At 59.5% G+C, this 19,973-nt stretch carries 14 protein-coding genes, 1 tRNA gene and 1 pseudogene; 3 read left to right on the forward strand and 13 right to left on the reverse strand.

The genetic code is table 11. From position 1 onward, the window contains the following. The 6 genes and pseudogenes from DDA93_RS03145 to DDA93_RS03170 form a co-directional block, all read right to left on the reverse strand. Positions 1-1,736: pseudogene (locus tag DDA93_RS03145) on the reverse strand (protein kinase). Continuing rightward, positions 1,733-3,175 (reverse strand): penicillin-binding protein 2, encoded by a 1,443-nt coding sequence (locus DDA93_RS03150; RefSeq protein WP_116778039.1) that lies wholly within the window; start codon positions 3,173-3,175, stop codon positions 1,733-1,735. The pseudogene DDA93_RS03145 and the gene DDA93_RS03150 overlap by 4 nt, the downstream one beginning before the upstream one ends. After that, positions 3,172-4,575 (reverse strand): FtsW/RodA/SpoVE family cell cycle protein, encoded by a 1,404-nt coding sequence (locus tag DDA93_RS03155; protein WP_116778040.1) that lies wholly within the window; start codon positions 4,573-4,575, stop codon positions 3,172-3,174. Before DDA93_RS03155 ends, DDA93_RS03150 begins: the two co-directional genes overlap by 4 nt. Beyond that, positions 4,572-6,050, reverse strand: a complete 1,479-nt coding sequence (locus DDA93_RS03160) for a protein phosphatase 2C domain-containing protein (protein ID WP_116778060.1) — start codon at positions 6,048-6,050, stop codon at positions 4,572-4,574. The genes DDA93_RS03155 and DDA93_RS03160 overlap by 4 nt, the downstream gene beginning before the upstream one ends. Positions 6,051-6,094: 44 nt before the next feature. Continuing rightward, a complete protein-coding gene (locus DDA93_RS03165; protein ID WP_024476979.1) occupies positions 6,095-6,571 on the reverse strand; it encodes an FHA domain-containing protein in 477 nt (158 codons plus the stop codon). An 11-nt stretch (positions 6,572-6,582) separates the two neighbouring features. Continuing rightward, positions 6,583-7,308 carry a DUF3662 and FHA domain-containing protein gene (locus DDA93_RS03170; protein WP_019482028.1) on the reverse strand — a complete coding sequence of 242 codons (726 nt, stop codon included), beginning with the start codon at positions 7,306-7,308 and terminating at the stop codon, positions 6,583-6,585. Between the two features lie 324 nt (positions 7,309-7,632). Here DDA93_RS03170 and DDA93_RS03175 point away from each other — a divergent pair. Next, a tRNA-Leu gene (locus DDA93_RS03175) sits at positions 7,633-7,715 on the forward strand. Positions 7,716-7,797: 82 nt separating this feature from the next. On the opposite strand, the gene DDA93_RS03180 is transcribed toward DDA93_RS03175, so the two are convergent. From DDA93_RS03180 to DDA93_RS03190, 3 genes are read right to left on the reverse strand one after another with little or no spacing between them, the layout of a single operon-like run. Next, positions 7,798-11,217, reverse strand: coding sequence for an error-prone DNA polymerase (locus DDA93_RS03180; protein ID WP_116778041.1), 3,420 nt, complete (start codon positions 11,215-11,217; stop codon positions 7,798-7,800). A gap of 35 nt (positions 11,218-11,252) precedes the next feature. Beyond that, positions 11,253-12,863, reverse strand: coding sequence for a DNA polymerase Y family protein (locus DDA93_RS03185; protein WP_116778042.1), 1,611 nt, complete (start codon positions 12,861-12,863; stop codon positions 11,253-11,255). Continuing rightward, positions 12,863-13,624: a hypothetical protein gene (locus DDA93_RS03190; RefSeq protein ID WP_237742147.1), complete on the reverse strand. Its 762-nt coding sequence runs from the start codon at positions 13,622-13,624 to the stop codon at positions 12,863-12,865. Before DDA93_RS03190 ends, DDA93_RS03185 begins: the two co-directional genes overlap by 1 nt. A 102-nt stretch (positions 13,625-13,726) precedes the next feature. Here DDA93_RS03190 and DDA93_RS03195 point away from each other — a divergent pair, with 102 nt between their 5' ends. Together DDA93_RS03195 and DDA93_RS16630 are read left to right on the forward strand one after the other, a co-directional pair. After that, positions 13,727-14,437: an SOS response-associated peptidase gene (locus tag DDA93_RS03195; RefSeq protein ID WP_116778043.1), complete on the forward strand. Its 711-nt coding sequence runs from the start codon at positions 13,727-13,729 to the stop codon at positions 14,435-14,437. Between the two features lie 347 nt (positions 14,438-14,784). After that, entirely contained in the window at positions 14,785-15,318 is a 534-nt protein-coding gene (locus tag DDA93_RS16630; RefSeq protein WP_243400495.1) for a galactosyltransferase-related protein, read from the forward strand. A gap of 41 nt (positions 15,319-15,359) precedes the next feature. On the opposite strand, the gene DDA93_RS03205 is transcribed toward DDA93_RS16630, so the two are convergent. From DDA93_RS03205 to DDA93_RS03220, 4 genes are read right to left on the reverse strand one after another with little or no spacing between them, the layout of a single operon-like run. Next, positions 15,360-16,412: a glycosyltransferase gene (locus DDA93_RS03205; RefSeq protein ID WP_116778045.1), complete on the reverse strand. Its 1,053-nt coding sequence runs from the start codon at positions 16,410-16,412 to the stop codon at positions 15,360-15,362. Positions 16,413-16,463: 51 nt separating this feature from the next. Continuing rightward, positions 16,464-17,573 (reverse strand): glycosyltransferase, encoded by a 1,110-nt coding sequence (locus DDA93_RS03210; RefSeq protein ID WP_116778046.1) that lies wholly within the window; start codon positions 17,571-17,573, stop codon positions 16,464-16,466. 55 nt (positions 17,574-17,628) lie between these two features. Next, complete coding sequence (locus DDA93_RS03215; RefSeq protein ID WP_026040977.1) at positions 17,629-18,015, reverse strand: DUF5997 family protein; 387 nt, start codon at positions 18,013-18,015, stop codon at positions 17,629-17,631. Between the two features lie 29 nt (positions 18,016-18,044). Then, positions 18,045-19,934 (reverse strand): FAD-binding monooxygenase, encoded by a 1,890-nt coding sequence (locus DDA93_RS03220; RefSeq protein WP_116778047.1) that lies wholly within the window; start codon positions 19,932-19,934, stop codon positions 18,045-18,047. Between the last annotated feature and the right edge of the window lie 39 nt (positions 19,935-19,973).

A 19,973-nucleotide genomic window follows, 5' to 3' on the forward strand; every position in this document is an offset into this window, starting at 1 on the left:
TTAGGGCGCTTCGGTGGTGGGTGGGGGGCTGGTGGTTTCTTCGGGTGGCGGGGTGGTCTGCGGAGGTCCGGAAGACACCACGTAGTTGACGGCGCTGCCGGGTTCAACTTCCGAACCTTCGCTGGGGTCCACTCTCAGCACAGTTCCGGCAGGCTCCTCGGATTCCTCTTGTCCAGCATTGGCTGGTTGCAGGCCCGCATTGAGCAGGGCTTGCTGGACTTCCTGTTCAGTGGAGCCCACCAGACCTGATGGCACCTCAACCGGCGCCGGTCCCGAGGAGGAGGTGACCGTCACTGCTGCACCACGCGCAAGGGTTCCCACCGGGCTGACACTGAGGACGAGGCCTTCTGCTATGTCGGATTCTTCCTGCTCGGTCGAGACCGCCAGGCCGAGGGCACCGAGTTCGGCAACCACTTCATCGACCGGGCGGCCTTCGAACTGAGCGGCACTAATGACAATTTCAGGCTCTGCGGTCTCAACGGGTTCAGTCGTGGGCGGTTCGGAGGGGGTTTCCGATTCCGTCTCGGACGGTGTCGCGCTAGGCGAGGTTGTGGTCGTAGTGGTGGCCGGGGGGGTACTGGGGTCGTCGTCAGCCCCGGTCAGAACGGGCCAGAGGAAAAACAACCCGACGCCAAGTCCTACCAACAAAAACAGGAGAATCAACGGAATCAGCCAGGGGCTCCTGCCGCGAGACTCTGGTACCGGCTCGCCCCGGTCGATCTCCTCTTCGTGCCATTCGCGGGACGCTGCAACGTCGTCGTTCCCCGCAGCAGCGGCGCCGACCATCGGCATCGACGACGTCGACGTCGGCACTACCGTCGTAGCCGAAGTTTCCGGAGCCGGGACTGGTGCGGTGATCGGTCCGGTGCTGTTGCCGAATAGGAGCATGCCTGGGACCGCGGCTTCAGCAGCACGGATGTCATCCTGCGGATGGCGGCTACCGCCTGTGCCAGCAACTCGGCATCGGCGGGGCGATCGGCCGGGTCCTTGGCGAGCATCGAGGCTATGAGCGCGCGGACCGGGGTAGGGATGGTTTCGGGGAGTGGCGGTGGGGCGTCATTGACCTGGGCCAGTGCAATAGCGATCTGGGATTCCCCGGAGAACGGACGGCGGCCAGCGAGTAGCTCGTAACCAATCACGCCCAGGGCATAGATGTCGCTGGAGCCGGTGGCAGCCTGGCCTGTGGCCTGTTCAGGGGCAAGGTATTGGGCGGTGCCCATGACCTGTCCGGTGGCGGTCAGTGGAACCTGATCAGCGAGACGGGCGATACCAAAGTCGGTGATTTTGACCCGACCGTCAGGGAGGATCAGCAGGTTGCCGGGCTTTACGTCGCGGTGAACCAAACCCTGACGGTGTGCCACCGACAGCGCCGTGGCAGTCTGGCCAACGATGGACAGCGCCCGGTCCGGTGAGAGGACCTGTTCGCGTTCGATGATGGTGGACAAGGGCTGGCCGGGGACCAACTCCATGACCAGATAGGCCGAGCCGCCTTCCTCGCCGTAGTCGAAGACATTGGCAATGCCATCGTGGTTCAGTAGCGCAGTGTGTCGAGCCTCAGCGCGGAAACGGTCCAGGAAATTAGGGTCACCCGTGTATTCCTCTTTGAGGATCTTGATCGCAACTTCCCGGCCCAGGACCTGGTCCATTGCCTTCCAGACCTCGCCCATTCCGCCAATGGCAATCCGGTCGGTGAGCTTAAACCGTCCGCCTAAGGTGATACCTGATGTAGGTCTCACTTATTCAACACCGCCTCTATCAATTGCCTAGCGCTTGGACTTGTTAGTTGTGCACCCGTCGCTATGTCGACGTTCTGCATCACGATCGATACCACCACCTGCGGGTCGTCCGCTGGTGCGAAACCAGTGAACCAGGCGTTGTCGCCCTGGCCTGAAACCTCGGCCGTGCCGGTTTTGCCCGCCACTTCCACCCCTGGAATAGCCGCTGCCCGCGCCGTGCCGTTGTTGACGACGTTCACCATCCATTCGGTGAGCTGGTTCGCGGAGTCAGCGCTCATTGATTCCCTCAGTACTTCGGGTTCGGATGCGCTGATCCGCTCAAGATCGGGGGCGCGCAGGGCCTTCACCAAATTGGGCTTCATGAGGACCCCGTCATTGGCAATGGCGGCGTTCACCATGGCCATTTGCAGCGGAGTGACCCTCACATCGAACTGGCCGATTGCTGACTGGGCGAGTGCTGGCTGGCTGAGCTCTGCAGGGAACTGGCTTGCGGCAACCTCAACCGGGACGAAGAACTTCTCCCCGAAGCCGAAGTCCTGCGCCTGCTCCAGGACTGTTTCTTCGCCCAATTCCCAGGCAATCTGCGCGAACGGCGTATTACAGGATTGCTCAAGCGCGAATTCCAGGTCAGCAGTTGCCCGGGCAGCGCAGCCTCCGTTGATGAAGTTGGGAAGGCCAGCGTCCGTGCCGGGCAGGTCGAGGACCGCCGGGTTGGGTATTTCTGAATCTGCGTCAAAGTCGCCTGACTCAAGTGCCGCGGCTGCTACCACAAGCTTGAAGACCGAACCGGGCGCAACCAGTGACTGCGTGGCTGGGTTGAAATACGGCGACAGTCCGGGAACCGACGAGAGTTCCTCGAGGTTTTCCATCACCACACCCGTGTCATGGCCTGCAAGCAGGTTCGGGTCGTAGGACGGCTTGGAGACCATGGCAAGGACGTTGCCGGTGCCGGGTTCCATGACAACGATCGACCCTTGCTGACCGTCGGGAATCAAATCCCAGGCGAGCTGCTGGATCTCTGGATCGATAGTCAACTCGACCGACGCGCCCTTAACCTGGGCACCGGAGAACAACTGAACAATACGGTCATAGAACAAGTCGTCACTTGCGCCGGAAAGCTCATCGGCCATCACGCTTTCCAACTGGGTGGCACCGTTGGCCAGAGAGTAGAACCCGGTCAGGTGGGCGTAAAGGTTCGGTTCGTTGTAGACCCGCTGATAGTTGAACTCGTCATCGGACGGGACCGACTCCGCTATCGCCCGCCCGTCCACAAGGATAGATCCACGATTCTTTCCAAAATCCTGGAGGAGTGACCGGTTGTTCCAGTCGTTGTCCGCCAAGGCCTCAGCCTCGAAGAACTGGACGAACGTCAGAGCCCCCAGAACCAAGGTGAACATGGCGAGGGCTACCAGCCATGAGCTTCGTATTGCCTGGTTCACGCGCTGACCTCCTTCGATCCGCTAGTCAAGTTCCCGGCGCGGAAGTCCTGTCGGTCAGGAAAGGAATCCTTCATGGGCCCTGTGACAGCTGGGCGGCGCGCGGACTCAGAAATGAGTAGAAGGATCGCGACGATAATCCAGTTTGCAAGCAGCGATGATCCACCAGCCGACATGAACGGTGTCGTCAGACCGGTAAGTGGGATAAGCCGGGTGACTCCACCCATGACAACGAAGCACTGAAGAGCGATCGTGAAGGACAAACCACAGGCCAGGAGCTTGCCGAATCCGTCCCGGGTGCCCAGAGCCGTGCGGATGCCTCGAGATACCAGCAGCACGAAGAGCATGATGATGCCGAAAAGGCCGATCAGTCCGAGCTCCTCGCCAAGTGCGGCGATGATCATGTCGCTGTTGGCATAGATCACCAGATCGGGACGGCCCTCACCGAGACCTGTCCCAAAGAGTCCACCGTTGGCGAGCCCAAACAGACCTTGGACAACCTGGAAGCTACTCCCCGCCTGGCGGTTGAATACGTCTGGATCAAACGCATTGATCCAGCTATCAATGCGCAGCGAGACGTGGCTGAACAACTGGATTGCAGCGAACCCGCCGGCTGCAATCATCAGCAGGCCGATCAGGACCCAGCTGATTCGACTGGTGGCAACGTAAATCATGACCATGAACAGGCCGAAGAACAGGACGGAGGAGCCGAGATCACGCTGGAAGATCAGGACCCCGATGCTGACCAGCCAGGCCACCACCATGGGGGCGAGGTCTTTGAAGCGGGGAAGCTGCAGCGGCCCCACCTTTTTCCCTGCCAGAAGAATCAGGTCACGGTTGGTGGAAAGATACCCAGCGAAGAAGATGGCGAGCGTAATCTTGGCGATCTCTCCGGGTTGGAAGGTTCCAAACCCAACGTTGATCCAGATCCGCGCACCATTGATTTCAAGTCCGAGCGGTGACAGGGGCAGCAGCAGAAGGACCGCACTCGCGATCAACGAGATGTAGGTGAAGCGCCGAAGCATCCGGTGGTCTTTGAACACCAATAACACGGCGATAGATGCGGCCATGGCGACTGAAGTCCATAAAAACTGGCTCTCAGCGACGGTGGTGTCATTGGCAAGGTCAATCCGGTAGATCATGGCCAGACCGATGCCGTTCAAGGCAATCACGATAGGAAGTATTACCGGATCGGCATATTTAGCCCTGAAGCGCAGAACAATGTGAAAGGCGAGGGCCAGTGCCGCGAGGATGCCGCTCTGGGTCCAGAAGGCGGAGTCCAGCGGGTTTTCTTTATCGAGGCCGACAATAAGGTTGGCGCTGATTGCCACCCCGAGGGCGATCACGAGTAGCAGCGCTTCCACGTTACGGCGTGACTTTGAAACGGTAAGGACGTCGCTCATGATGACTCGTCTCGGCAACCCTGGGCATCACCGGGGGCGGCTTGGGCGCTGCTCTCGGGACTGGGGCTGCTGGTTGGTTCTGCTGCGGGGTCGGCGGAACCCGAGGGTGAGGCGGACGGCGATGGGGACGGCGACGGGGTCTCATTCCCTGGCGGGCAGGCGACGGCACGCAGGTCGCCGCGCAGATCCTCGACAATACGCTGGGCATGTTCAAGGTCGGTGGCAGGTAGCGAACTTTCTACCCGGGCGCGCTGGTATTCGGGAAGGTTGGACACCGGAATGTCAGTGGTTTGATCGAGGTGACTTAGTGTCACCGGCCCGATCGTCTGGGAGACACCGTTGAAGATTGCCACGTTGTCCTCGTACTCGGCGACGTAGTAGCGAGTCTGGGTCCAGGCGTATCCGAACCACAGCACCGCAACGAGAATGAGTGCCATCAGCCCCAGAAACGCGGGGATCAACCATCGTTTCCGGGCACTGGCAGGTTCCTCGGCGTCGGCGTCGTTGTCGTACAACTCGGCATCGAGTGCAGCTTTATGGGTAAGCATCATCGCGGCCCGGCGTTCGGTGGTCCGCTGCGTAACGATCGGGATTTGACCGGTCTCGGTTGCTAGCGCCGCAGAGCCGACCAGCATGTGCGGTCGGGAAGAAAGGTCCTGTCGGATAACGTCGGCGCGGATAGCGCTCCCCGGCAGCTGATCGCCGGTTGGCTTGTCGTCGCCTTTTTCGCCGGCCGCCTCTTTGGCAGGCGGCAGGGTTGTCAGGGCGGCCGTCCGTAGGTCCTCGGGGGTCGCCTCGGCTATTTCGACGACCGCAATGGTCACGTTGTCCGGGGACCCACCGGCCAGTGTCAGATCGACGAGGGTGTCGACGGTGGCCCGTAGGTCTGGGGTTTCACGCACGATGCGCTCGATAAGCTCATCGCCGAGGACGGCGTTCAGTCCATCGGAGCAGAGGAGCCAGCGTTCTCCAGCGGCGACTTCGAAGGAATCAAGATCGAGTTCAGGGCTGGCGTCGACGTCGCCGAGGACCCGCATCAGCACGTTTTTGTGCGGGTGGACATCGGCTTCTTCTGGCTTCAACCGGCCTTCATCAATGAGCCGTTGCACGAACGTGTGATCGACGCTGATCTGCTCAAAGACGTCGTTCTTGAGCCGGTAGGCCCGGGAGTCGCCAATGTGCGCGAATTCGAGTCTATTTCCATTCAATAGGAGGGCAGTAACGGTGGTGCCCATCCCTGCCAGCTGTGGGTTGGCGTTCACCAGTTCGGACAGCAGGGTGTTTGCGGTCTGAATCTCATCGGCTAGCTGGTTGGCGGCATCACCGTCGTCGTAATCTTTTCGGTCCAGATGAACCAGATCCAGCACTGTTGAGGCGGAAGCAACGTTCCCACCAGCGTGGCCGCCCATACCGTCGGCGACAACGGCCAGATAGCGACCCACGTAGGCAGAATCATCATTCTTGACGCGGACCATCCCTACGTCTGAACGGGCCGCGAAACGCATGATGTAGGCCAACGCTATGACCTCAATTCGATGACCGTCTTACCGATCCGGACGGGAACACCCAGATCAACCGGCAACGCGCGGGTCAGCTGACTGCCTGCAAGGAACGTGCCGTTGGTGGACCCGAGGTCCTCAATGAACCAGCGGCTTCCCTGGGGAAAGAGACGCGCGTGTCGGCCAGAGGCGTAATCGTCCTCAAGCACGAGGGTTGCTTCCTGGGCCCGGCCCAGCAGGATGGGGCTGGACGCGAGATCCAGTGTGGTGCCCTTCAGAGGCCCTTCGGTGACCACGAGGGTGCGTGCGGTAACGCGCGCTGGTGCCTCCTCGACGAGTTCGGGGTGCTTTCGCGCTTGACGGGCAGAAGGGGTCCCCAGCCGGTTTTTGCTACCGACCACCAGGTCTCGGCGCAGGGCGCTCACTACACTAATTACCAGGATCCAGATCAGGATCAGGAAGCCATACCGCAGCACGGTGAGAGTCAGTTCGCTCAGGTCACTCATTCCTAGCGGCCGCCGTTCGGTAGCGAGATGAGTCGAAAGGTCATGCGGGTGCGGCCCATGGTGATGATCGACCCGTCAGTGAGGTCGATCTGGCCCTGGACGCGTTGACCGTTCACGTAGCTGCCGTTGGTGGATCCGAGGTCCACTGCCTGGGTGGTGCCACCCTGTGTGCGAATTTCGAGGTGTTTCCGTGACACTCCGGTGTCATCGACGAGGATGTCAGCCTCGGATGAGCGACCGAGAATGATTGACCCTGCATTGAGTGAATAGCGCTGACCGTCCAGGTCCAGCACAGGTTGCACCCGGGTTGGTTGGCGGCTGGGCGCGTTGGGGGTTGCGGACCGTTTGGGACCCGCTTGTTTCTCGGTTGAGGAATCAATCTCGAAGACCCCAGCCTTGAGCTCTTCATCCCTGGTGAATGAGACTTTGACGGGACCTCGAAGTGTGTAGCTCTGGCTGTTGACGTGTTTGATCACCACGTCGCATAGCTCTTCAGCAAGCGTTGATCCCCATTCCTGGGCCAAGACGAAGTCCGAGTCTGACAGCCGCGCTGTGAAGACATTCGGGGCCAGGGTCCTGCCCTCGGCGAGGGTGATGGACTTGTTGTCCAATTCGCGACGCAGGGCGCTAGCAATTTCGACGGGCTGAACCTGGGACCGGGATCCGGTTGAGAAGGCGCCGCGGACAATCTTCTCCAATCCGCGTTCCACGTTGTCCAAAATACCCACTTGTTGCCTCCTCACCCTTCGATTGAATAGTTTGTCGGTACAGCGATCCACGGCCTTTGTCGGGTGCGAAGGCATGGTCAACGTACGACGCGATCAGTTCGATACTACTGGGGACCTCTCTAAAAGGCCTTAATCACGTGCCCGGATAGACCACTAAGTGATAACGATTCCTCGGGCCGTAGTGGCGTAGTTGCTTGATGTATCGGCTCTGGGCAGAGGGATCAGGCGGGGCGTTTAGGTGATTTCAGTGATGCTCCGTTATGCTTGTTTCTGCTGTTCTCGAAGGTCTTCGACTGGTTTGTTGAAGTGTTTTGGAGTGGTTGCGCGCGAGTGGCGGAACGGCAGACGCGCTGGCTTCAGGTGCCAGTATCCGAAAGGGTGTGGGGGTTCAAATCCCCCCTCGCGCACGGTTTAGACCCCCGGTTATCCGGGGGTCTTTCTCGTTAACGAGAAGTTGTGGGAGTAGTTCCGGGTTCTCGGGGACGGCAGCTACTGAAAGTCTCGCGACTTTGTGGTCGCCTTCATTGTCAACACCTCAAACTTGTCAGCCACAATATTGACTATTCCTTCCGTGGAGCGCTCCAGCATGCCCCGGACCAGGACACCGCTTGCTTCCCGGGCAATGCGCCGGTATCGCTGCCACACCCCCACAGAGCAGATGACGTTCACCAGCCCTGTTTCATCTTCCAGATTCATGAAGGTGATTCCGCTTGCCGTGGCGGGTCGCTGCCGGTGAGTAACCACACCACCAACCTCCACCCTGCGTCCTGGCTCAGCCTGCAGCAGGTCAGCTGCAGTCAAAACACCGCGTTTGACCAGAGTTGCTCTGATGTGACGAACCGGGTGATCGTCGGGTGTGATGCCAGTTGACCAGAGGTCTGAGGCTACCCGGTCTGCAGCAGTGAGGTCGGGGAATAGCGGTGGCTGGATGTAGACAGTGGTGCCTTTCAATTGGCCCGCTCGCTCAGTGGCTGCCGGGCCGGCATTCCAAAGAGCCTCCCGCTCTGTAAGCCCCATAGATTCGAAGGCTCCAGCAGCTGCCAGGGACTCAAGTTGGCTGGAGTTGAGTTCAGTGCGCCGTGCCAGATCTGCCATATCCGCATAGCCGCCATTGGCGATGCGCTCGGAAACAATTTGTTCTGCAACACGAGTCCCAATTGTCTGGACGCTGTCCAGACCCAGCCGGACTGCGAAGTGGGCATCCCTTCGGTGCAGTGTCGAATCAAAGGGGATGGACCTGTCAAAAGGACCTACGGGGGGCTGATTCTGGTGGCAGCAGGAATCCATGCCTGTAGCTTGTCCGGTGGAGGAGTTCGCAGGTCCAGTGAGAGGCTCAAGATCCGCGTGGATTCCTGAAAGCAGCAGGTCCGGCCGGTGTACCTTCACCCCGTGACGGCGGGCATCGGCAACAAGGGTCTGCGGTGAGTAGAAGCCCATAGGCTGGGCCCGCAACAGTGAGGCAAGGAATGCCCCGGGATAGTGAAGTCTCAGCCAGGCACTGACGTAGACCAGTAAGGCGAAGCTGATGGAGTGGCTCTCAGCGAAACCGAAATTAGCGAAGGCCTGGATCTTGAGGTAAATCGAATCGGCTGTCTCTCCGGTGATGCCGTTTGATGCCATCCCCGCGTACAGCTTGTCCCGCAACGTATCAATGCGTTCAAGACCACGTTTGGACCCCATCGCCCGGCGCAACTGATCAGCATCTGCTCCGGAGCAATTCCCCACCACCATTGCCATCTGCATGAGCTGTTCCTGAAACAGGGGTACCCCAAGGGTCCTTTCCAACACCGGTTCCAGTTTGGGGTGGAGGTAGGTGACCGGCTCTTCCCCCAGTTTGCGTTTAATGAAGGGGTGTACAGCGCCACCCTGAATGGGGCCGGGCCGGACCAGGGCTACTTCTATCACCAGGTCATAAAACCTTCGGGGTTGCAGACGGGGGAGCATCCCCATTTGAGCTCGGCTTTCCACCTGGAACACCCCAATGGAATCGGCGAAGCAAAGCATGTCGTAGACGCCCTGCTCCTCCTTTGGAATGGTGTGCAGATCCCAGGACTCACCAAAGTGTTTCTCCGCGAGGTCGAAGTTGTATTGGATGGCTGCAAGGATGCCCAGCCCCAACAAGTCGAACTTCACCAATCCCATCCAGGCGCAATCGTCCTTGTCCCACTGCAGGACAGTGCGGTCTTCCATTCGTCCATGTTCAATGGGACAGACTTCGCCTACCGGCCGATCGGTAAGCACCATCCCGCCGGAATGAATCCCAAGATGTCGAGGAAACTTGAGGACACTTTGGGCAAGGTGAACGACTGCTTCCGGGATGTCATGATCGTCACTGGACACGAGGCCACCCCAACGTTCAATCTGCTTGGACCAGGCATCCTGCTGTCCGGGGCTGTGGCCGAGGGCCTTGGCCATGTCACGAACAGCAAATTTTGGCCGGTAGGTGATCACATTGGCCACCTGGGCGGCATTGAATCGTCCGTATTTGTTGTACACATACTGGATGACTTCCTCCCGGCGATCGGAATCGAAGTCGACGTCAATGTCCGGTTCCTCGTCCCGCATGCTGGAGAGAAAACGTTCAAATGGCAGGTTGTACAGAATCGAATCAACTGCTGTGATCTCCAGCAGGTAGCAGACTGCGGAGTTCGCTGCCGAACCGCGGCCCTGACAGAGGATGCCCTCGCTCCGCGCAAAGTGAACCAGGTCGTGAACAATCAGGAAGTAGCCCGGGAAATTCTTGCTCTCAATAACCTCCAGTTCCTTTTCGATCCGCTCCACCACGTCACGCCGGCCTGGATAAAACTTGTCTGCACCTTGCCACACCAGTTTCCGCAAATAGCTCATCTGGGTGTGACCGTCGGGGAGGGCAAGATTAGGCAAACCCGGTTTGACGCTCCGCAACCTGAACGCCAGATCGTCGGCGAGGTCCACAGTCCGTTCGATAGCACCGGGATAGGCAGCGAACCTGGCAGCCATTTCAGCCCCACTACGAAGATGAGCTGAACCTGCCGCGGGTAACCAACCATCCATTTCATCAAGGCTTCTCCTGGCGCGCACCGCAGCCAGAGCCGTAGCTAGCCGATGCTGTTCAGGTGAGGCATAGTGCACGTTGTTGGTGGCAATGACTGGGAGTTTCAACCCTGATGCCACTGACGCCAACGCATCGTTGATCGAACTATCCAGTGGGTTTCCCTGATCCGAGAGTTCAACGACAACGTTGTCCTTGCCAAACAGTTCAACCAACTGCCCGACGGCGTCTCGGGCCCCTCGCTCTCCATTGCGCACCAATGCTTGACGGACTGACCCTTTACGGCAGCCGGTGAGAATCAGCCAATTTCCTGACGCCTGTTCGGCCAGCCTTTCAAGGTTGTAGCGGGGCTTGCCTTTCTCGGCTCCTTCAGCCAATTGCGCTGCAGTGATGGCACCAGCCAACGTCCGGTATCCCTCGGTTCCGCGGGCCAGAATCAACAGATGGCTACCCTCGGGATCCGGTTCGCCATTTTGTGGTTTGGAAAGGTCCAGGGAGAGTTCAGTGCCATAGACAGTGCTCAATTGCGGGAACTTTTCTGCAGCTTCAGCGAGACGCACCACCCCGTACAATCCATCGTGATCGGTCAGTGCCAGTCCGTTCAGGCGCAACCGGTTGGCTTCCTCGACCAGTTGTTCCGGGCTGGAGGCACCATCCAGAAAACTGAAGTTCGAGTGGACATGCAGTTCCGCGTAGGGAACCAGCGGACCACCTGGTTCGGGGGGCGTCGTGGTAGGCAAACGATATGGCTGCCGTTTCGGTGACCATGCGGGACTATCACCACCATCAGCTCCAGCAGGTGGTGCACCGGGCCTGCTTCGATCGGAGAGGGTCCGCTCAAATTCTGACCACGAGATCGGGGGGTTACTCCACCCCACAGTGGCCTCCCGTTTCCCATAAGGTGATGGCTGCTCTAGTCATAGCTGGCTTCTGCCCACCACTGGTGGTCTTCCAGGAGTAATAGCCAGGCAGCACCCGTCTCATCCACCAGTTGAAAACGGTTGAGAGCCCGCCCTGAGGAGTCCCACCACCGTTCGTTGATGGGCCATGGTCCGGCCCAGTGATGTACCAGGCGCTGCTTGGCGGGTGAACCTGGTGGTGTGAATTGCGCTGGCGCACGGGTGAGCATTCCTCGAGTGTCAACGTCAACGCTGTGACCACTATCGTCGATCACACGCACTTCACGAGGGGAGTCAAAGACTGTAGCTGGTGCTGGTCCGGGCAACTTGCCGGGCCAGGGCAACTGCCGGGCAGCCCTCACCGCTATTGGATTGCTGCCTGAAGAATCCCCCCACGGAATGAGCACTCTGCGATCTTTGAGCATCCGGCCACCAGCAATCATCGCTGTCAGTACGGCTCCATGACCCAACATGCCTTGGACGCGGGCCAACCCGTTGTGGACGCCTTCGTCAGGTCCGGTACCCCACAGGCCATCAGCATGGTCGCCTAGATCCTCGACAGTGTCAGGAATGGTTTGCACTCGGGTGATACCTGATTGAAGACCATGCTCAATCAGTCCGCCACCCTGCAGCTGCCACCTAACCCGATCAAGAATGTCATCGGCATCGAACCATCGTGGATGACGCCACAACCGGTCTGAAACTTCACCGGATTCAGAGTGCAACACCACCCTGACCACTGTGCAAACCAGGCCGGAATCACTCAACCGGTCCACGAATCGGTCCGCGGAGGTGCGGAAAGCAAACGCCAACTGATCAATTCGTACCAAGGCTGGTTCGAAGTCAACAAGGACGTCCAATTCCGGTGGTGGCTTACGCACCACCACTGAGTGATGATCAAGTCCGCTGGCCTTCCGATGGGCGATTGCACCTTCAACGCCGAACCGGTTCCTAACGTCTCCAGCAGCAAGCGCTGAAAAGTCACCGAGTGTCTTGATTCCCAATCGTCGCAACAAAACTGCGAGTTTTGGTTCGGCCAACACTTCCAGCGGAAAAGAGCTCAAAAACTGGGCTGATTCGCCAGGTGGAACAACCCAGATGGCGTCCTGTTCAGCGCCCTCCAACACCTCAGTGGCACGGGCTGCATGCTCTGCAGCGAACGGTGAATCAGCAACACCGATCCTGGCGTTGGTTAGTCCAAGGGTCGAGAGAGTGGAGAGCAGAACCGATGCCGCTGCGGTTTCACCGCCGTAATACCGGCTCGGCCCCTGTGCAGGGATGGCGCATAAACCAGGGCGTAACAGTTGAACTCCGGGCATAATCTTTTCAATTGCTGAGACCACAGGTTCAAAAACCCGTTCATCGAGGGCAGGGTCATATTGCTCAACGAGGAGGTCAGCACACCGTGCCTGAGCCTCACGGACCCTGAGCCTGCGTTTTACACCTTCAGACCGCGCCGCTGGCGAACAGGCATAGACCTCACCTTTATCGACCAGGGCTAGTGATGCATCGATAGGGAGGTTCAGCTCGCGCAGGGCAGCAGCGATGGGCCAGTCGGGACACCAGAGCATCATGATCCTGGTGGCACCCTGCCTGAGTGTTTGAGAGGGTGTTTGCAGCTTCATCAAGCGCCAACCACCTGGGGGACGAAGCGCTGATCAATAGTCCTGCTGTCAGCAGTATTGAGTTGAGGCCAGGTGCGTTGCTGAAGTTCAGTGAGTGAAAGTTCAGAGCTCCGTGACCGACCGTTGTTCCCTTTGGCAGTGACTTTCAACCTGCGGGTTTGCAAATGACCTGATCCGGTTCCCAACCCGCCCCACTGATTGTCGGAGACACTGAGTACCGCCTCACTCTGTGGCCAGGCTCCGATGGTAATGAGCGCTGCTCCCCGTTGCCTTAACCGTGCCCGCAGCCGAGCAGCATCGGTGCTGGTAATAGTTGCCGGCGCGGTGGTCAAAATGATTGACACCACATCCACCATTGCCGCAGTCACAGTGAGCCACTGGCCGTCGAGGTGGGGGATAAGAATAAGACGGTCTAGATCAATGCCCAGATTTGCTGCAGCTTCTACATTGAAATCAGGGATACCTATCACGCTGCACCACGCGCCTGAACCCGAGGGGCCAGCAAGCAATGCCATTGCCAGCGTGGTGGAGTTCTCAACCGAGTAAGCCGCTCCCGCCATCAATCCTCCACCGGGAAGGATCCGTCCCAGAGCGGGAATGGTGGGTAAACGCCGTGAGCCCAACCGGCTTCCCTGCATCTGATTGATCTTTTCCTGCAACCCCGACTCGCTGCGCAGCTGACCAGCAAGTTCAGGTACCAGCAGGTCCTGATCCAGGGTGGTGCCCGGGGACATCCGGGGGCTTATTGCTAGTGCAGTCACCCCTTAATATTCGAAGATATGTTCGATTAAGTCAATCGGTTGGTTTGGTCCTCAGGCACCCCGGGAATGAGGTTTGAAGCTACCCCGGAGTACCCTATCCTCATGTGCGGACGTTTTGTGGTGGCGGGATCTGACCGGGACCTGATAGACCTATTTGACGTTGATTTCGTGGATAAGGATCTACCTGAGCCTTCCTACAATGTGGCGCCCACTGACACCGTGAGACTTCTCATGGAACGACTCGACGACACAGGTGAAACACCCACTAGACGGCTCACCACAGCACGGTGGGGGCTGGTACCTTCCTGGATGAAAGACCCCAAAAAAGGTCCCCCCTTGATCAATGCCCGGGCCGAGACCATCCTTGAGAAACCATCCTTCCGCACCGCTGCCTCCCGGCGCAGGGGCATCGTGATGGCCAACGGGTATTACGAGTGGGAGAAGGGTCCCGAGGGTAAAATTCCCATCTACCTCCACGGCCAAACCAGCGACATGCTAGCTTTCGCCGCCTTATACGAATACTGGCCGGATCCAACCCTTCCCGAGGACCATCAGGACAAGTGGTTGCGCAGTTGCACCATTATCACCACGACCGCCAGCGACACCCTCGGTCATATTCATGACCGGACACCACTCATCCTTCCGGCAGACCTGTATTCAGACTGGCTTAACCCAAAAATGACCGGTAGTTCCGACGTGCAGGCACTGATTGACGCCATTCCGGAACCGAAACTTGTCCCCCGGGTAGTTGGCAACGCCGTCGGATCGGTCCGCAACAATGGGCCCCAACTAATCGAACCAGTTGCCTCTTGAGAACTACATCTACCCGGGACTTTTCGGTCCTCGTGATCAGCGCCAACCGCGATAAACATCTCGCGAACCTTGTGATTGGGTTGAATCGTTCAACCCGTACGCCTGCAGAGCTGGTCGTTGTGTATATGGGTCAGCCCAACCCCACTCCACTGGACACCGCAATCCCATTACGTCTGGTTCATCTTCCGGCATCCGGGTCTGGGACTTTGAACCTTGCGGCTGCACGGAATGCCGCCGCTGCAGCGGCTTCCACTGATACTTTGGTTTTTCTGGATGTTGACTGCATACCTGCCACCAGGCTCTGTGAAACCTTGATGCGGGACCTCGATAGTTTGGGTGGTCTGGTGATGGCCCAACCCCGCTATCTAAGCGAGGCCGGGTTTCCGATGGATGATTGCGACGCCGGACTAATGCGTGCCTCGATCCCGCACCATGCCCGCACCATGTTGGCACCCGCTGATGGCGAGCCCCCCGCCGCAACTGAGAAGTATGAGCTGTTTTGGTCTCTGGGTTTCGCGGTAGCGGCCGACGATTTCACCCTGATAGGCGGGTTTGATGAATCCTTCACTGGGTACGGCGGGGAAGACACCGACTTTTCCTTCACTGCCCGTGAGAGGGGGGTCATCCTTTCCTTCTCAGCCGCCACCATGTTCCACCAGCATCATGGGGTCACCAGCCCACCCCTGCAGCACTTCACTGACATAGTTGCCAATAGCCTGGTGTTTCACCACAAATGGGGACTGTGGCCAATGACCGGATGGCTGTCGGCGTTTGCGGCCGCTGGGTACATCGGCTGGAACGCCGATGCTGAGGGAATCGATGTACTGAAGCACCCCACTGACGACGACGTTGCTGCCGCTCGCGTGAATGCGCCCTACTAGATACCATCCGATCCAGAACCTGCCGAGTCTGACCCAGTCAACTAAGAGCCAGCTCCCGACGCTTTCGACACCAGATCCAACAACCCCACCTTGAAACTCTCCTGGCTGACGAACAAGGCCTTCCGCAGGGCGTTCGCATCCGATGCCGCCGCCTGGCGGAGGAGATCCGGCCAGCTGACATCCGACCAGCTCTCAGCCATTGGAATCCCCGCTGTGATGGCCAACGCCCGCGCAAAGGCGGCCTGCTCACCGAACGGTCTTTCCTCCGGCACCAGGATGGTGGGGCGACCAGCTGCGGCCGCCGCTGCAACGGCGTGGTATCCCGCGGAGGTGATGATGATGTCTGCGGCGGCGAGTTCCTGGGCGGGATCCTTCAGAACGCCAAGCAGGCGAACATTGGGCGGCAGCTCAATGCTCCCGGTGCTCAGCCCTGCCACGTTCCATTGCCAGGAGGGGCAGGATCGAGCGGCCTGGACAAGATCACCGAGATTTACACCGTTGCCACCCAGGCTGGTCTGCACAGTGATGATCCTGCCGCCTGGCTTTGCCGAATCTGTCTCAGCGCCGCCGGTAGGTGAAAGCATCCCCAGATACTGGGTCCGATGCCCAAATGCCTCGAGATAGGAGGATTCCTCAAGGCGTCGGGGGTAGTAGGCAACCAGCTCAGAAGCTGACGCATAGGCCAGCTCATGCACCGCATCGGAGCGATCCCCGGGCATGCGCCGGTAGATGACGGGATACCCACAGAGCCGGGCGAAGATTGCCGCCTCGGCCGAAACATCAATAATGATTACCTGCGGATCAAAGTCTCGCCATGCAGCATGCAGCTCAGCGAATCGGTTCCTGATCGCTGAATTGATGGGCGTGTAATGCAGAAATGGTTCCTCGGGTGTCGGGTATGGCTCGCCGTCGGGCCCGGTGTCAGTCGTGAGCTGGGCAAACCGGGTATGCGGAACTGTCCTGAGTCCGGCGGGTTCGGTGGATCCAGTGACCAACAGATCGACAACCTGCAAGCGCGCGATGTTCAGGGCGTGGCGCAGGTGTCCCGAACCGTGGTGGTGGGTGTAGTAGGCCACGCGGGGGAGAGTCGTCATGGGGACGACACGGGGGACGACACGGGGGACAACACGGGAATCAACACTGGCCTAGGATGCCAGCATCTCGGAGTCGGAGAGTATGTCCTGATTCACCAGTTCACCGAGGTGCTGCTCATAGTTGGCAATCATCACGCCGGCTGCAAACCGTGCCGCAGAAGCCCGAACCGCGGTGCTGTCCGCTCTGCGCGCCTGTTCAATTGCCAAGGCAAGGTCTGCAGCAGAGAACCCGCCTGCCACTACTCCGCCGCGCTGGTCAATAATCTCAGCCATCGCACCGCAGGGAAGCGCCGCCACTGGGGTGCCGCATGCCATGGCTTCGACTGTGGTTAGCCCGAACGGTTCCGCCCACAACGGTGAAGCAATAAAGACGGTCCCGGAGCTGAGGAAAGACGCCAGCTGGCCATGGTTCAGGTGACCTACGTGCTGAACTGATTCGCTCAGTAACGGCGCAATGGTTCGGGTGAAGTAGTCCTGATCACTAATGGGTCCGGCAAAGCGGATCCGCATTCCGGCGAGGGATGCGGCCTCGATCGCAACGTGCAACCCTTTTTCGGGGGTAATCCTGCCGGCCCAGACTGCGGTGTTGGAGCGCCGGCGGGTCAGTACTCCTGCATGCCATTCATCGAGCCGGATCCCGTTGTGAACAATGCTGATGTCGTCGAGGTGGTTCCGCCACTGCCGTGCATTGGCCGCTGAAACGCTGACAAACCGTTGCCGAGGCGAGGGACGGTAGCCGGATGCCTCGAAGACGGCAGTCACCCGCGGTAGCAGAGGGGTATGGAGAATGGTCAACATGGGGGCTGTGGGCGGATCAGCATGCGGTAGCGGGCTGAGAGAGTTGTTGATGACGACGTCGAAATTGCCTTCGTCAATCAGGTTCAGGGTGGTGTTGTGAGCATCATCCAGGTGGCGTGTCTGCGCGTCACGGGCTGGGCCCTCGGGATGCTTGGCGAAGTGGAACCTGGCGTCAAGCACGGGCACCACGGTGCCTGTGGTGTGGCTGCCACCCTTGGCGAAAAGAGTGACCGAGTGTCCACGAGCCGTGAGTTCTTCAGTCAACAGCGCAGTATGCATTTCCAGTCCACCCGGAAATGGGCTGGCAATGGGGTGGTGCAGGTGGGCCATCACGGCAATGTTGAGCGGTTGTGCATGAAGCATAATAGTAAGTATGCTTCATTCCCGCGAAAAGTCGACACGGCCAAGCTGGTTTGGCCTACTGGTCGGCCTTCTCGGCATGCAGATTCTTGGTGATCAGATCCTGTTTGCGGACTGCCGCATGGGTCGAGCGTTCAGCTACCAACCAGGCCGGGGGCTCCTGTAGCAGCGCGGTGATGTCCGGCGTCGTAAGCGGTTCGGTGACCCCGCCACGAGCCAGACCGCTGATGGAAATGCCCAATTTCTGAGCTACCACTGGGCGGGGGTGCGGTCCGTTGCGGCGGAGCTCCGCGAGCCATTCCGGCGGATTCTGCTGCAGTTCGTTGAACTCCGCACGGGTAACGTCGTTGTCCTGGAACTCTTGAGGAGAGGCTGGCAGGTAGATTCCCAGTTTCTTGGCCGCTGTGGCGGGTTTCATGGTCTGGGGGCTTTTTGCGGGGGTCATTCCTTAACCCTAGCTGCCCCCGCCGACCGTCAACCGCGTCTGGTGCGCATTTTTGCAAAGAACCCGGCAAGCTCTGCAGTCGCGGTCAGTGGCAGCACCTGAGCTACATACTGATCCGGGCGAACGACGACGACGACGCCGTCCCGGCTTACGCCCCGCAGGTCGAAGATATCCTCGGCCGGGTTAACGCCGAAGACCTTTTCCAGATAGTTGAGCTTGAAGGGTCCAACCTGCGGTTTGAACACCGCAGGAACGGCGGTGATGTCCAGGCTTTGGTGATCTTGCTGGTAGATCACCCTGACATCGAACCACGCGTCCTGGTCAGCACCCACGGGAGTTGCAGCGAGGGGTGACTCTGGTGAATTGGCGAGCCATTCCGCGAAGGTGGCCACCTTCGATGGTGCACCTGGCAGCGGTTCATCAGCGAAAACGTAGACGCGCCAACGTCCGTCGGCCGTCGCCTGGTGGCCCAGGTGAAGCAGATTGGTGTCGCAAACACGGGCGACCTGCGCGGACTTGAACCGTTTGCCGATGGGGAACCCGGTGGCGAGTTCCTGATGGGTGGCCTGGCCGACGATGATGGATGGCTGGTACTCGGTCATGAATCCGGCGGGAAATTCCATGGTGCTGGTGTAAAAGTTTTCGAGTTCCGTGGGGTCCTCAAAGTCTTCTGGTTTTTTGGCCATCAACGAAGACCACTGCTTGTCGAAGTCAATCAGGTTCTTGGCTACTACCTGGCGTTCGGCGGAATAGGTGGAGAGCAGGTTATCAGCACTGCGGCCCTCCAGGACATGTCCGAGTTTCCAGGCGATATTGAATCCGTCCTGCATCGAGACGTTCATTCCCTGGCCCGCCTTGGCGCTGTGGGTGTGGCAGGCGTCCCCGGTGATGAAGACCCGGGGTGTTCGGGTGCCGACCTCCTCGGGGAGGACGTCGTCGAAGCGGTCCGTCAGGCGGTGGCCGACTTCATAGACGCTATGCCAGGCGACGTTGCGGACGTCGAGGGTGTAGGGGTGGAGGATCGCGTTGGCCTTATCGATTATTTCAGCAATCGTGGTGCTGCGGATTTCCCCTTTGGTGTGCGCATCGACATCACCCAGATCCACATACATGCGGAAGAGGTGACCACCCTCGCGGGGAATGAGGAGGATACTCCCGCCAGTACCGGACTGAATGGCGCACTTCAGCCGAATGTCTGGGAAGTCGGTGACGGCAAGAACGTCCATGACCCCCCACGCGTGATTCGCCGCGTCGCCGGCGAGCGTGCAGCCGATGGCGCTGCGGACGTTGCTCCGGGCGCCATCGGCGCCAATCACGTACTTGGCCCTGACCGACCGCTGCGTTCCTTCGAGCGGCCCAGCGGTATGGGCGAGGGTGACAGCAACGGGATATTCGCCCTCGTTGGCAACATCGAGCCCGATGAAGTCCAGGCCGTAGTCAGGCTTCATCCGGGTAGGGGAGTTTGCCATGAACTCGGCAAAATAATCGAGGACGCGCGCCTGATTGACGATCAGGTGCGGAAATTCGCTGACCCCTGCCGGGTCATCGAGAGGGCGGGCGGTCCGGACAATACGGGCGGGATCTGCGGGGTCCGGTTTCCAGAATGCCATCTCGGTGATCCGGTATGCCTCGGCGGTAATACGCTCGGCGAAACCAAACGCCTGGAACGTCTCAACACTTCGGGCCTGGATGCCATCTGCCTGACCAATCGCTAGCCGTCCGGGACGGCGCTCCACAATGCGCGTAGTGATCTCCGGGAACTGGGAGAGCTGGGCGGCCGCGAGCATTCCGGCTGGGCCGCTGCCGACAATCAGGACGTCAACCTCGTCGGGCAGTTCGTCCGGCCGATCGATACCGACGCCGGACGCTACCTGGACGCGGGGGTCACCTGATACGTAGCCGTGATGGTGAAAATGCACGGTCTTCCTCGCTCACTTCGTTGTGAAAGTTCTTTATTT

The sequence above is a fragment of the Arthrobacter sp. Bz4 genome (assembly GCF_003075455.1).
Lineage (GTDB): Bacteria > Actinomycetota > Actinomycetes > Actinomycetales > Micrococcaceae > Arthrobacter_D.

Coding starts and splice junctions, on each gene's coding strand:
- DDA93_RS03155 (WP_116778040.1), bottom strand. CDS start 4,575: ATGAGCGACGTCCTTACCGTTTCAAAGTCACGCCGTAACGTGGAAGCG.
- DDA93_RS03160 (WP_116778060.1), bottom strand. CDS start 6,050: ATGGTCCGCGTCAAGAATGATGATTCTGCCTACGTGGGTCGCTATCTG.
- DDA93_RS03185 (WP_116778042.1), bottom strand. CDS start 12,863: ATGAAGCTGCAAACACCCTCTCAAACACTCAGGCAGGGTGCCACCAGG.
- DDA93_RS03195 (WP_116778043.1), top strand. CDS start 13,727: ATGTGCGGACGTTTTGTGGTGGCGGGATCTGACCGGGACCTGATAGAC.
- DDA93_RS16630 (WP_243400495.1), top strand. CDS start 14,785: ATGGCCCAACCCCGCTATCTAAGCGAGGCCGGGTTTCCGATGGATGAT.
- DDA93_RS03205 (WP_116778045.1), bottom strand. CDS start 16,412: ATGACGACTCTCCCCCGCGTGGCCTACTACACCCACCACCACGGTTCG.
- DDA93_RS03210 (WP_116778046.1), bottom strand. CDS start 17,573: ATGCTTCATGCACAACCGCTCAACATTGCCGTGATGGCCCACCTGCAC.
- DDA93_RS03215 (WP_026040977.1), bottom strand. CDS start 18,015: ATGACCCCCGCAAAAAGCCCCCAGACCATGAAACCCGCCACAGCGGCC.